Source organism: Paenibacillus odorifer (genome assembly GCF_000758725.1).
Lineage (GTDB): Bacteria > Bacillota > Bacilli > Paenibacillales > Paenibacillaceae > Paenibacillus_AQ > Paenibacillus_AQ odorifer.
The window spans coordinates 6,482,968-6,496,911 of the sequence record NZ_CP009428.1 but is presented as its reverse complement, the minus strand read 5'-3'; the positions used below and the strand labels follow the sequence as shown (position 1 = coordinate 6,496,911).

The 13,944-nt window shown below is 46.3% G+C and carries 11 protein-coding genes; 6 read left to right on the top strand and 5 right to left on the bottom strand.

Annotated features, from left to right (window positions below):
• The 4 genes from PODO_RS28365 to PODO_RS28350 all read right to left on the bottom strand — a co-directional run bounded on the left by PODO_RS28365 (position 1) and on the right by PODO_RS28350 (position 3,230).
• Entirely contained in the window at positions 1 to 1,512 is a 1,512-nt protein-coding gene (locus PODO_RS28365) for an aminotransferase class V-fold PLP-dependent enzyme (protein ID WP_036682047.1), read from the bottom strand.
• 125 nt (positions 1,513 to 1,637) lie between these two features.
• A complete protein-coding gene (locus PODO_RS28360) occupies positions 1,638 to 2,114 on the bottom strand; it encodes a DsrE/DsrF/DrsH-like family protein (protein WP_036682046.1) in 477 nt (158 codons plus the stop codon).
• A gap of 120 nt (positions 2,115 to 2,234) precedes the next feature.
• Positions 2,235 to 2,552 carry a hypothetical protein gene (locus tag PODO_RS28355; RefSeq protein WP_051491217.1) on the bottom strand — a complete coding sequence of 106 codons (318 nt, stop codon included), beginning with the start codon at positions 2,550 to 2,552 and terminating at the stop codon, positions 2,235 to 2,237.
• Positions 2,553 to 2,606: 54 nt separating this feature from the next.
• Positions 2,607 to 3,230, bottom strand: a complete 624-nt coding sequence (locus PODO_RS28350; protein ID WP_036682044.1) for an acetate uptake transporter — start codon at positions 3,228 to 3,230, stop codon at positions 2,607 to 2,609.
• A gap of 335 nt (positions 3,231 to 3,565) precedes the next feature.
• On the opposite strand from PODO_RS28350, the gene PODO_RS28345 reads away from it, so the two are divergent.
• The 4 genes from PODO_RS28345 (at position 3,566) to PODO_RS28330 (ending at position 7,445) form a co-directional block, all read left to right on the top strand.
• Positions 3,566 to 4,483, top strand: coding sequence for a prenyltransferase (locus PODO_RS28345; protein WP_036682043.1), 918 nt, complete (start codon positions 3,566 to 3,568; stop codon positions 4,481 to 4,483).
• Positions 4,484 to 4,518: 35 nt separating this feature from the next.
• The gene (locus tag PODO_RS28340) at positions 4,519 to 5,295 is read left to right on the top strand and encodes a DUF6081 family protein (protein ID WP_244886404.1); all 777 of its coding nucleotides are present in this window, start codon (positions 4,519 to 4,521) and stop codon (positions 5,293 to 5,295) included.
• A gap of 38 nt (positions 5,296 to 5,333) precedes the next feature.
• Positions 5,334 to 6,287 (top strand): 1,4-dihydroxy-2-naphthoate polyprenyltransferase, encoded by a 954-nt coding sequence (gene menA, locus PODO_RS28335; RefSeq protein ID WP_038573715.1) that lies wholly within the window; start codon positions 5,334 to 5,336, stop codon positions 6,285 to 6,287.
• A 162-nt stretch (positions 6,288 to 6,449) separates the two neighbouring features.
• Entirely contained in the window at positions 6,450 to 7,445 is a 996-nt protein-coding gene (locus PODO_RS28330) for a Gfo/Idh/MocA family protein (RefSeq protein ID WP_038573713.1), read from the top strand.
• Positions 7,446 to 7,532: 87 nt separating this feature from the next.
• Here the strand turns inward: PODO_RS28330 and PODO_RS28325 are convergent, their stop codons facing one another.
• Positions 7,533 to 8,888: a dicarboxylate/amino acid:cation symporter gene (locus tag PODO_RS28325; RefSeq protein ID WP_036682429.1), complete on the bottom strand. Its 1,356-nt coding sequence runs from the start codon at positions 8,886 to 8,888 to the stop codon at positions 7,533 to 7,535.
• Positions 8,889 to 9,245: 357 nt separating this feature from the next.
• On the opposite strand from PODO_RS28325, the gene PODO_RS28320 reads away from it, so the two are divergent.
• Both PODO_RS28320 and PODO_RS28315 read left to right on the top strand, forming a co-directional pair.
• Positions 9,246 to 10,013, top strand: coding sequence for a hypothetical protein (locus tag PODO_RS28320; RefSeq protein WP_076099702.1), 768 nt, complete (start codon positions 9,246 to 9,248; stop codon positions 10,011 to 10,013).
• A 73-nt stretch (positions 10,014 to 10,086) separates the two neighbouring features.
• Positions 10,087 to 13,824 (top strand): S-layer homology domain-containing protein, encoded by a 3,738-nt coding sequence (locus tag PODO_RS28315; protein WP_038573709.1) that lies wholly within the window; start codon positions 10,087 to 10,089, stop codon positions 13,822 to 13,824.
• The last annotated feature ends 120 nt before the right edge of the window (positions 13,825 to 13,944 follow it).

Here is a 13,944-nt window from a genome sequence, read left to right as displayed (position 1 = left end):
TTACACGGTGAAGAGTTCTTGGAGCTTCATCTCGGGTGAATGCTTCACGTAGATATGATTCCAGCTGTTCGTGGAAGTATCGTAAAGATAGTCCTGCTTCCATTGCTGGACATGGGTCGCAATACTCCTTACAGCGGATACAATTCTCTCTACTTCCTGATTAGTCATAATGGGATGTAGAGAGATGCGAATCCACCCTGGTCTGAAGGATTGGTCGCCGCTCATGATTGCTCCGGCAATCTGAGCGGATTGCGTCCACCCTAATCCGAGCAGGTAATGTCCGTATGGACCTGCACAAGAGCAGCCGCCTCGAGCTTGTATGCCGAAACGGTCATTCAACAGCTGGACAGCAAGGTTGTAATGAATATCGCGCAGTGTAAAAGAGACGATTCCATGACGTTCTGTATGATCTCCGGCCAGCAGTGAGCACTCCGGTATGTCGCTGAGTCCTGCCAATAATTGCTGACACAGCTCGTGCTCTCTCATCACCATATATTGACCGTTTCCATTCATCTGCTCCTTCAGCTTCACGCAAAGTGCCGTGCGAAAAGCCTGTAAAAACCCCGGTGTTCCCCCGTCTTCCCGCATCTCAATCGCATTAGTGTAGCGGCGTCCTCCCCAAGGGTTGACCCAGGCTACTGTACCTCCACCCGGTTCGTCAGGAATACGTCCATTGTTCAGCGCTTCATCAAAGATTAGAACGCCGTTTGTGCCCGGCCCACCCAGAAATTTATGCGGAGAAAAAAAGATCGCATCAAGCTTCTCCAATGGGGAAGGTGGGTGCATATTGATAGGCACGTAGGGAGCACTGGCGGCAAAATCCACAAAACACACGCCCCCATGACGATGCATAGCAGCCGCTAGCTTTGCGTAAGGCGTCTGAATTCCAGTCACATTAGAACAAGCTGTAAATGAACCAATCTTGAAACGGCGATTGGGGTATAATCGCAGCTGGTCTTCAAGCTGCTGGGGGTCAATATTTCCGTCCTTTCCGGCGGGAATGGTAACGACGTCACCAAGCCCCTCCTGCCAAGGAAGAATATTGGAATGATGCTCCATATGGCTGGTGAAGATAACGGGGCGATCTTCCAGCGCGCGGTTATTATGTTCCTGTAGCCATTCCGGGAGCCTTAATCCCATGATACGCTGCAGCTTGTTCACGGCTCCTGTTGTTCCATTGCCGCAGAAGAGCAGTACATCCTGAGGGCCGGCATTTACATGGTTCTTAATGATTTGGCGAGCTTCATTATAAGCCTGCGTCATGATTAGTCCGGTGGTGTTGGAATCTGTATGTGGATTGCTGACGTAGGGACCGAAGGCTTCCTGCAACTTGCGTTCGATCGGTTCATATAGGCGCCCGCTTGCGGTCCAATCGGCATACAGAAGCGGTTGTCTGCCATATGGGGTGGTGATCTGATGCCGAATGCCGATGGTGTGACCACGAAAAGTATCAAAATGGTCTTGTAATGAAGCGGGCGTCTCTGCAGAAGAGGCGTGGATGATGTTTAGCACGGATATTCCCTCCAGCCCGTACGCCGTCAGTGCTAAGTTAATGGGGTGTATTTTCGGCGTGCCAGTAGTTTCTATGGCAACAGTATATGCCTGCATGGGGGATTGGGTTAAAGCCTAGTCAGACTTTAAATAAATAACTGTACATCACTTTCTAAAGCATCTTTTAAATATGCCGCAGCATCGATGATTTCGACCTCTGGCAGCAGTTCCTCGGGCTTAAAGCCCATGATCTCCACAGAAAGCTTGCAGGCATAGAATTTGATGTTTTTTTTACGAGCCCCTTTTAGAAAATGAATCAGCTTCGGTGCGCCTTGTTCCTCCATCATTTCCTCCAGCATCATTCGTCCCAGCCCGCTGAAGTTCAGATGAGAGAGTGGCAACTGCCCAGGACCCTTCGGTGTAATAACATCCATCAGCTTCTCGTAGATACTCTTGTCCTCAAGGGTCATTTTCTCCGGATCACGCACCAAAAATAGACCCCAGAATGAAAAGAACATGGTAACCTCGACATCGATATCTCTTGCGGCATTCGCTAGGATCAGTCCAGCCATCGCTTTGTCGTATTCCCCACTGAACATTAGCAGATTGATTTTTTTGCTCACCCTGATAATCCTCCCGTTACTTTTATTAGAATGTCATTAGTATGGTTGTGGTGGGGAGAACTATGCGAAGAAGCTTTCTGAAATTATAAAAAAAGCCCCCTTTCGGGAGCTTGAGATTTACTAATGTACTTCAGGATCTTTAGATTCTGGATCTGCATTGCGACTGATGTCGTAATAACGGGCGGACAGCCAAATAGCTCCGGTAAATAACACGATGAGTCCAAGGACGATAGAAAAGCGCCAATCGCCTGCCTTGAAATTTAATTGAAGCACCGTTAGTACCAGTGAAACTTGGGTCCAAACCAGTGTTCTTTTGCGAAAAGCCGCAATATCGCCAACCATCTTCGGGATATTCCGAATGATCAGATAGGCAATAACTGCGAGAATAAGGGCGAAAATAGCAGTTACCGCTAATTCAGAAGAGGACAGGACATGCATAGTCTCAGCATCCTTTCGGCTTGCAAAAGTATTAGTTTCAGATCAGAACAATTTCTATTTTTTGAAGATGCCCAGCGGAGCTCCAATTGGTAAGAAGCTACGGCCGAAATGAGCGTTTAGCACGGATGCTCCACATCCGTAAAGGGACACAATACCAATACCAAGCTCAGCACAAGCAGCAAGCTTATGGAAGAATTCTGGAGCGATCCCAAAGGAATCAAAGGTTAGTCCGATAAAAAGAAAATCTATCAATACAAAAATGATAAGCAGAACTCTATTTGCCTCAACGGCACCAATCGTCATAAAGAGTGTGAAGATCAAGTAACCCAAAAATACAAATCCGAGCTGCTTAGGATCTACAGCCTCCGCAAGCGTTGGACCAAATACGCCAAGCTTGATCAGCCAGCTGCTAGCCATGCCGAACCAAAAGAAAGCGTAGGCGCCAAAGGCGGTCATACCAAAGGTATTGTTGTGCTTAGCATCCTGAATGGCGGCGAATAGCTGCGCGAATGCTCCCAGGAAGATAGCCCAAGGAATAACATAGCTAAGTCCTGTTGTAAATTCAAGCTTCTGTGAAGAAGCGACCAATGTGACAATAGCCAGTCCGAATAGCCCGATGGCGCTAGGGTCGGCAGTGACGATTTTGACAGATTGGGTGTTAGGGGATTGCGCTGACATGACAGTAAAAGCCTCCATTATTATATATAGTTTTACGCTCTTAAAAACAGCCCGTAAGGGGCGCTGTTCATAGGCTTGCCTATCATATCATATCGGTATGTGCTTGCCTATAAAACAACACTCATTTTTTGTCGTAAAATAGGGGTCCTGCGTGAAATAAGGAATTGTTTACATTTTTATCTTCCATTATCAAGTTACTTGACCAAACAAACGGAAATATTATGTCAAGAATAGACATTATATGCAGTGATAATCTTCACAATCTATCGAAAATTGATGTATAATAGTCAGTGATAATTATTATCAAATCATATGAAAAAGGCGGTAAGCTTGAAGTGAACAAATGGACATTATTTACCAAGGCGACCCGGTTTTGGAGTTTTTCTGTTATGCTCATCCCGATTGTTTTGGGGACCGTTGGGGCATATGTATGGGAAGGGACATTCCATCCGGTTTTATTTATTCTTACATTAATAGGGGCGATTTCGGCGCATTTGTTCTCCAATATGGTGAATGATCTGTGGGACTTCCGCAACGGAACCGATACAGAAGCAAAGAATTCCGCTGGTGAAATCAGCACAAACTCCGGGCTACTGACAGGTGGGATCCTCTCGGAGTCTTTTTATGCAAGGATGACCTGGAGTATGCTGGCGATTGCCCTTATCTGTGGTGGGATTCTTAGTATATATAGCGGTTGGAATATCCTCTGGTTTGTACTTGTTGGTGCTTTAATCGCTTATTTCTATGTGGCTCCGCCACTGCGTTATGGCTATCGCGGCAAAGGTTATAGTGAGATGGCCATTTTTATTGCTTTTGGGATTATGCCTGTATTAGGCTCCTATTTCGTACAAACCGGTCAGTTTAGCATGAAGCCTGTAATTCTCTCGCTGCCTGTCGGATTTTTAACTACATTATTGTTGTTTAATCACCATTTCCTACATTGGAAAGCGGATGAGCAGGCGGGTAAGCTTACGCTTGTTGTAGTATGGGGAGAACAAAAGGCACTTGTATTCTCACGTGTACTTCTTTTCACTGGCTACGCTTCGGTGATAGTCTGTGTGCTGTTGGGTGTACTTCCTGTTTACGCACTGCTGGCGCTGGTTACAGCTTTCTGGCCGCTGCGCATTTACAGTAGTCTCAAGCAACATAATGCTTCGCCGGCTTATATCCCGCTGATGGGTGCTTCACAAAAAGCCTCCGTACGCTGCGGAGTAGTAATGGCAATAACTTTATTAATTCAAGGCTTGATCTGATACTAATAGATGGACTACAGAAGGAGTGAGCTTTCATGGAAAAGAAGGACAAGGTATTGATGGCAGAAGAACAACAAGTTAAAGGCAATCGCATGGTTCTTGGGGATTTCCACTCCATTTTAGAAGAAGGAAAGGTCTGGAAGACGGGTGGATTTACACTGCCTGACGGATCATTTTGGGCTTACCGTGAGCCGGAGGCTGTAGTTATCGTTCGTAATGACACCCTGTATGTACGTGCGAAGTTATCTCGCGAGAATCATCAAGTGCAAATTCTGGACAATGCCAAGCACATGTATTATTCAGCCAAGCCAGTGGAGATTCCGGAAGCAGGAGAGATTAGCATTGAGCTGCAAATTCGTTGCCGTACACAAGAAACTGCACCTGGAGATCTGTATGATGGATATGTATCGCTGAACCTGCTGGATTTCACGACAGGCGCTGCGCTTGATTTCTTCGCGGGAAATGATAAATACGCTAGTGTATATGGTATTTTGCCGTTCCCGGGTGTACAAGTACCAGAAAGCACTGGAACGAAATACTTCTGCATCTTTAAAGAAGATACGGATTTCAAACCACGGGAATTCAATACGTACCGTATTACCTATCACCGTGGCAATGATGAGGCTGTATTCTATTTGAACGGCAAGGAAGTACGCCGCGAGAAAAATATTCCGCTTAAATTCAATAACTTCACTGTAGCGCTCGGAATTATGACAGAGAAGGATCTGAGTCCTGAAGGCAGTGTGTCTGTACATGGACAAACAGTTATTGCAGAATGGTCCCCAGTGACGGTTACAACAACTGAACAGTAATGCCTTGCAGGCTCATTTGACAGATAAGGGTGTATGGTGTGAATATTAAAAGCTTTCTAAGATTTGTGGAGCTGCCGACGAAGGTAGCCAGTATTATTCCGTTTCTAATGGGAACGTTGTACGCCCTGTACCGGTTTGAGGATTTTTACGTACTGCGTTTTGGATTGATGTTCGTGTCTTTGCTTAGCTTCGATATGGCGACGACGGCGATTAACAACTATTACGATTTCAAAAAAGCTTCTAAAACCCACGGCTACGGCTACGAAACGCATAATGCGATTGTTCATTTTAAGCTAAAAGAGCGCACCGTCGTGGCGACGATTGTGATTTTGCTGGCGCTGGCAGCAGGGTGCGGGATTGCGCTTGTCACTCAGACGGGTTTGCTGGTCTTTTTGCTGGGTGGACTGTCGTTCTTGATCGGTATACTTTATTCGTTCGGGCCGATTCCCATCTCGCGGATGCCGTTAGGTGAGCTGTTCTCCGGTTTGTTTATGGGCTTTGTTATTATTTTTATCTCTGCCTATATCCATACGGATGAGCATGTGGTTTCACTGCTGCTCCAGAACGGCTGGGTCAGCTTGAATATCAACATCGTGGAAGTGCTGTACCTTTTCTGGTTTTCCGTGCCCGCTATTTTGGGGATCGCAGGGATTATGCTCGCTAATAATATTTGTGATATTGATGAGGATGTGGAGAATCGAAGGTATACGCTTCCGGTGTACATTGGCCGCCGCAATGCGCTTGTGCTTTTTAAATATCTCTACTATGTCTCTTATCTGGATCTTGTAGTGCTGCTGATCTTAGGGATTAACCCTATTCTGGTTCTGTTGATTCTACTTACGCTGATCCCGCTGCGCCGAAATATTGCCTTGTTCACAGAGAAACAGGAGAAGGCGAGTACCTTTATTCTTGCCGTCAAAAACTTCGTATTGATGAACCTTGCGCGTATAGTTGTGCTGGGTGCGGCTGTGCTGTTAAATGCACTAATATAACATTCATATTTTATAAAAAAGCAGTGTCTATCGGGGTTGGAGCTCCTTTTGGCACTGTTTTTTTGCAATTTGCAGGCTTCTTTCTGTTAGAGAAACGTTTCATTCTATGATAAGGTGGCTTTAAGTATAGTAAGTAATCTATAAGGAAGAAGGTTAGCAACGATGGTGCAAAAACTTCGCTGGGGAATCATGGGCTGCGCGCAGATTGCGACAGGTTCAGTGATGCCGGCTATAATGGATTCGGAGACGGGAATGATCACAGCGGCAGCCAGTCGCGGTTTAGAAAAAAGCAGCGCTGTAGCCACAGAGTTCGGAATAGATAAAGCTTACGGCAGCTATGAGGAATTACTGGCGGATAAGGATATTGATGCAGTGTATATTCCACTGCCAAATCACCTCCATCGGGAATGGGTAATCCGTGCGGCGGAAGCTGGCAAACATATCTTATGTGAGAAACCGATCGCGCTGAACAGTGAAGAAGCGGCTGAGATGGTAAAAGCTTGTAATGATGCTGGAGTCCATTTGGCAGAAGCTTATATGTATCGGCATCATCCTCGGATTGCGGAATTGCAAGAGATTATCTCTAGCGGTGAAATTGGTGAATTACGCTCCATTCGAGGCACTTTTACTTATAATGACGCTACAGATACCTCTAATATTCGCTTTAAATCCGCTTGGGGCGGCGGCTCGCTTTATGATATCGGCTGTTATCCGCTAAGTGCAGCACGACTGCTGTTCGGAGCTGAGCCGGAAGCCGTGACAGTGCAGGCTATGTTCTCTCCGGAGCATGACAATGTAGATATGATGGCTTCAGGGCTGGTAGAGTTTCCGAAGGGGCTAAGCCTGATTTTTGATTGCGGGATGTGGGCATATAACCGCCAGCTGTTAGAGATTCTGGGGACCGATGGGATGATTGAAGTGCCTATGCCTTTTAATGCTAGAGATGAGGATGCCGAATTTTTTGTGCATACGGGAGAAGGGGTAAGACGGGTTGATGCCACCGGGGCGAATCCCTATACACGGGAGGTCGACGATTTTGCCTCAGCAGTATTTACAGGAAAAAAATTATTTGCACCCGAGGATGCAGTGCTGGGCATGCAATTGATCGAGACTTGTCTAGCTTCTGCTAAAAAGCGGGAAAGAATTAGTATGCTATAAGAAGATGAATCCAATAGGAATCTATGCAAAAAAACCTCCGGGCGCTCTGCTATACGCAGCTTCCGGAGGTTTTTACAGTCTCAGCTTTTAAACGGTGCTCAAGAGAATATCATCGTCATCATTGCTATTAAACGCTTCGCGGTCAAATTCACCTTCGGAATTAGCTACTAACAGAGCTGTTACAGCTGTTCCAGTTGCGTTTACAGCGGTACGGCCCATATCGATGAGCGCTTCAACACCTGCAACGATAGCGATTCCTTCAAGCGGCAGGCCGAGAGCAGTTAAGACTACCGTGGTGGAGATTACGGCAGGTCCAGGTACGCCAGCTACACCAATGGAAGAAATAATACTTACTAATACCAGTGTAATATAGTCGGTCCAGTTCAGATCAATACCGAATACTTGAGCGGTAAATACAGCCACAATAGCTGGCCAAATCCCACCGCACGCATTAAAGTTCACAGATGCCCCTAACGGTGCGATAAAGCTCGCGATCCGTGGGGAGACATGAAGCCGCTTCGTAATAACTTCGAGATTGACCGGAAGTGTTGCATAGCTGCTTCTGGTTGTGAAGGCAACAGTAATGGTTGGATACACTTTCCGGAAGAAACGAATTGGATTCACCTTCGCTACTAATAGAACCAATCCGCCAAAGATAAGTACAAAATGTATAATCATTGCTACGTACGAGGTTATAATTACACTGCCTAGCTCCTGCAATGTCTCCCAGCCATAACGTGCGGTGATTCCGGCAATCAGTGCGAATACGCCATAAGGGGTCAGGCGAATAATGAATTTCACAACCTGATGCAGTATCAGTGTTAGGGATTCAATAAGATCACGTACAGGTTTGACGGCTTCGGGTTTCTTGGAGCCAATCTTGATTATAGCTACTGCTAAGAAGATGGCGAAAATGAGTAGAGGCACAACCTTACCCGTAGCTGCTTCATTAACAGGGTTAGATGGAACAAGATCGAGGATAACCTGGGAGAAGGTCGGGATTTCCCGGGCAGCAAAATCTGCGGGTACATCTTGTTGTATACCTTGGCCGGGATTGAACAGCAGCGCAACCGATAGGCCGATAATAGAAGCGATGCCAGTTGTTCCGAGGAACCAGGCGAAGGTTTTGATCCCGATTTTGCGTAGATACTCCAGATTGGTTAAGGAAGAAATACTGTTTAATACGAGTACGAATACTAAAGGAATGACGAGCATGCGGATCAAGCTGACATAAATGCTGCCGAATGTGCTAATAGCTTTGGTCTCTAAATCGAAGTATTGAAAGAATATACCGGCAATAAGTCCGATGCCAAGTCCGATGAGTACCCGGGTGCCAAATCCAATTCGTTTACGTGCCAGTAGAAACAAAATTGCAAACACAAATATGGAAGCGACAAATCCATACCAGTTCGTTTCGATGGCGGATAATAAGTTGTTATCTATGTTCACTACCAATACCCCCTTAAACCTAGTTTTTTAATGTGATTAATCCTATTGAGATCAATCTATATAGAATTTATAGTAAAGTCAATGTAATTATATGTTAAAAATAATTAATTCCGATAAAAACCATGCGAAAAATAAAAATTGATTGACAAGGCACTATGGCATGAATAATATGGAACTTAATCACAAGCCAATTGGAATCGACTGGACAGCCGGAGATTCAACGAAAGACGCGTAAATTGCGTCCCGTTGAGTCTCTTTTTTTTTAACTTTAGAGAAGGGAGAGTTACGGATTTAAGGTACAAGAATGTAATGAAGGGGTCTCTTATTTTATTTGAAAAGGATGGTACACATATGAAAAAGCTTTCGATCTCTTTGGTTGCCGCCGCTATCGTCTTCTCCGCATTGACGTATGCCGCGGTATCCGCTAACAAAAAAACAGCAGAGGCAGCACCCATTCAAGAGAGTAGTAATACAGCAGTAACCGCAGCAGCTTTACCAGTAGCTACTTCTGCAGCAGCAGTTGTTGTTCAGGCAGAAGCTACTGCAGCTCCTGTAACAGAAGCTGTCCAGCCGGAAGCTTCGGCTCCAGCAGCAGAGACAGTCACGGCAGAAGCTACTGCGGCCCCAGCAGCTGTTGATTCTGCGGCGAAGGTTGTTGCTTCAGCAGCTCCAGAAGCGGGCGCAGCTCAGCCTAAAGCAACCGCATCCCCGGCTGCGGACACCGCTAAGACGGCAACAGCTGCAACAACGGTATCTGCATCTGTTAAACCGCAAACCAGCGCGGCAACGCCTGCGCCAACTGCTGCGCCTACGACTGCTCCAAAAGCAAACGTAACCGCTAAAGCCGTTCAGCCGACCGCAGCTCCTGTTGTATCTGAACAGCCTAAGGAAACCGCCGCTCCTGTAGCAAAAGCAACGGAGACACCTTCCAAAAAAGCTATAACCTTCTCTACAACAGAGGTAGTTAAAGCGACCCCGGCTCCGGTAGTTGAGTCTTCTCAACCGAAAACATCGTCTTCTGCACCTGCATCCACGGTCAGCGCACCAGCAGCTGCTCCAGCGGAAACGGTTCAGGCACCCGCACCGGCACCAGCCGCTGAGGAAGAGGTTTGTCCTTGATGAGCAGCAGGCTCATTCAGGATTCCTTTCAGCCCATTCATCCCATAAACCTATTTAAGGCGAGGTGCACATAATGATACGACCATTAACCTTCAAAAAAATTGTAACGCTGCTGCTGGCAGCCTCCCTGCTAGTCCTGCCTACACAGGCAGGAAGAGCTTATGCTAATCCGGATAACGCAGAGGTTATAACCTCTTCCCAAGGCGGCGTTAACCAGTTTGACTATTTCAGTCATGTCTATGACCATCTAAATGATGCTAACCATGTATTTAAAACAGCAACGTATGAAGATATCGTTCATCTTTTTGAGAGTGAAGGCACATACGCTGTTCTGGTTGGCGGCGCTTGGAGCGAGAATACACAGGCCGATATCGGCTTTATCAACGAGGTAGCCAAGGAATATGGCATCTCTACGATTTATAACTTTGATACTAAGCTGGACGGGGACACCCTTCAGATTGCAGACAGCAATAATAAATTTGCCTATAAATATGTTGATCTGGTCAACAAGTATTTGAAGAATTTAAATCTTTCTTCCAAAGATGATCCAGAACGCAATGTCAGCTATACCAATAAAAACGGGGAAGTTGTGACTGCTAACAAGCTCGAGTCTCCATTCTTATTGGTATACAACAAGGATCACAAGGATGCACAGGGAAATAGTGCTCCTGTCGTATCCTACCTGGATAAGAGCTATTCGTGGAATGAGTTCCTGACGAACGGAACACTTGATGCGGCGAAGGTTAATACGTATAAAACATCAGTAAGTGAGGTGCTGGGTGCCGCTTCCCAATATGACACTATCGACGAGTCGGCTTATATCAAGGCGGCATTTAATAAGAACTATGAAGGGGAAAATGAGGGAAAACCTACGATCTTCAACGAAGCGGATGGCACGCTTGTTTATGAACATGTGACCTATCATCAGCTGAAGCAAATTTTAGCGAGTGAGGGAAACTATGCGATTTTGTTAGGCGGGTCGTGGTGCCCTAACACGCAAGCGGTGATTAAATATATCAACGAATATGCCAAAAAACATAATATCAATAAGATCTACTTCTTCGACACTAAGTTGGATGCTGGTGTGACCGTTGCTGAGCCTAATAACAACAGCGGCACTAAGGGCAGTGCAAATCCGCATAATAATAATGAGCTTCAGATTAGAACCACTAATCATCCGTATGCGCAGCTTTATGTTGATCTGGTTCGTACTTATCTGACCAATATCAAGACCGAAAACAATTCAGCTGCCAAACCAACTGTAATTAGTTATGTAGATGGACTTGGAAACACCGTGAGCGGAGACAGACTTCAAGTTCCATATCTGTTCACTTATAACAAGGACAACAAGGATGCAGGAGGCAAAAACTCACCGATTCTAGGGCATGTTGAACTTATGTACAGCTGGACGAATATCCAACCGGATTACGTGCAGGCTAATTACCCAATCGGAGCCAGATACAATAACACTACAACAGCGCTGGATAAAATATTCTCCAGACTCGAAGCTGTACCGGCAGGACTTACCGGTGTAGCACCAACAGCGGCCGACAATAAGGATGGGCAAATTGTAGGCACCAGTGCAGCATTGGAATTTAAGCTTGCTGGAGACGAGGCTTACACCCCAGCTTCGGGATCAGCCATTACAGGGCTTGCACCTGGTGTTTATAAGGTAAGATATGCCGCTACATCGGGCTATCAAGGGCCAACTTCCGCAGCTGGACCCACAATCATTCCTTATAATGCTGGCGAAGACGTAAGTGTGGAAGTTCCTGCTTACACCCATCAACAAGCAGCCCCGACAGGACTGGTAGGCGTAGCACCTACTTCTGAAGCTAATGATGATGGGCAAATTACGGGTTCTGCTGAAGGACAGGAGTATAAAGGCGTTGGAGAAGCTGATTATAAGCCTGTAACAGGTACAGCTATCACTGGTCTTACTCCGGGCTTCTATAATGTGCGATATGCGGCAAAAGAGGGATACAGCGTAGGTAAAGACGCTACAGTTGAAGTCCCGGCATATGGTGAGCAAGCGGCACCTACAGGATTAGTAGGTATAGCACCAACCAGTGCAGCCAATGACGACGGTAAAATTATAGGAACTACGAAAGCGCTGGAATATAAGCTGTCTACGGTTACCGATTATGTCTACGCATCAGATGTAGAGATCGTTGGACTGGTGCCGGGTATCTATCAGGTAAGATACGCAGCTAAAGAAGGATTTAACGCGGGTAGAGCAGCAGAAGTAATCGTTCCAGCATTCACTGCGGAACAAGCAGCTCCAACTGGGTTACAGGGAGTTGCTCCTACCTCAGCAGCGAACAATGATGGAAGAATTACGGGAACCACGACAGCCTTAGAATATAAGCTGTCGAGTGTAACTAATTATGTGTATGCACCAGATAAAGAAATCACAGGATTAATACCGGGCACGTATCAAGTGAGATACGCAGCCAAAGAAGGTTATAAGGCAAGTCCAGCGACTGACATTGTTGTTCCGGCCTATGTGCCTATTTCAGATCCTGGAACAGGTGGAACAGGTGGATCGGGTGGATCGGGTGGCAATTCTACACCGAGCACGACTACACCAACACCATCGGCAAGCCCTCAACTGGTTGCTACGGCAACAGCAGGGAGTACCGTGAACCTATCAGCAACAGCAGCAACTAAAACGGATAAAACCACAGGAGTGACTACTGCAACGATCACAAAAGAAACGGCTGCTGAATTCGTGAGTCTCGCTAAGAAGGCAGAAGCTGATGGGAAGAAAGCTGTTCTTGAAATTAGTGTTGCAGCTACTTCAGATACTCAAACCGCTGAACTTACTCTTCCAAGAAGCATAATTAATGAGTTAGCCGCCGGAACGAAGGCGGAGATTACCATTGATTATGAGAATGTGGGTACGATTACGTTTGATGCCAAATCATTGGCAAGCATTAGTGCAGCTTCAGATGCCGGAGAAATCATTATTAGAATCGCGAAGGTGTCATTAACGGCAGAAGGCAAGGCTGTTCTCGGAGACAGACCGGTTTATGACTTGTCGGTTATAGCGGGTGAAAGCACGATTTCCACCTTCGGTGGGGGCAGTGTTCGTGTCAGCGTACCGTACGTGCTGCAAGCGGGAGAACGGTCAGATGCGGTTATTGTGTATCACATTAACAGCACTGGAAGTTTGGACAATGTACGTGGAAATTACAATACCGCTAAGGGAACTGTAGATTTCGTAACCACACATTTCTCCCAATATATTATTGGATATAATCAAGTGAGCTTTGCAGATGTTCCAGATGCCTCATGGTATAGCCATGCAGTAGGTTTCTTGGCAGCACGCAGTATCACATCTGGTACGGATGCTGAGCATTACAGTCCTAATGCCGCAATAACCAGAGGGCAGTTCATCGTCCTGTTGCTTAAGGCATATGACATCGCACCAGATGAGGTTGCCGCAGATAATTTTGCAGATGCGGGCAATACGTATTATACGAATTATCTTGCTGCAGCTAAGCGCCTTGGGGTAGCAACGGGTTCGGGAGATAATCAATTCCAGCCAGAGGTTCAGATCACTAGGCAGGAGCTATTTACACTCTTGTACCGCTCGCTTGTAGCGCTAGGTGAACTGCCATCTGAGAAAACAGCGGCCACGCTTTCCGGCTTTAGTGATGCTGGACAGATCGCTGGTTATGCACAAGAAGCCCTTCAAGCGCTGGTAGAGAGAGGCGTAGTGACCGGAGCGAACGGAAAACTCAATCCGGAGGAAGTCACTACAAGAGCAGAAGCAGCACAGGTTATTTACAATTTGCTATCCAAATAATCAGCGACTAAGACATAGCGGACGTCACGTAAGTAGCGTTCAACTATGAGTGCGGCGACTCGGCTAAGACAGCAGAGCAGCGATTCCTCTTTTATTGGAGTATCGCCGCTCTGTTTTTTT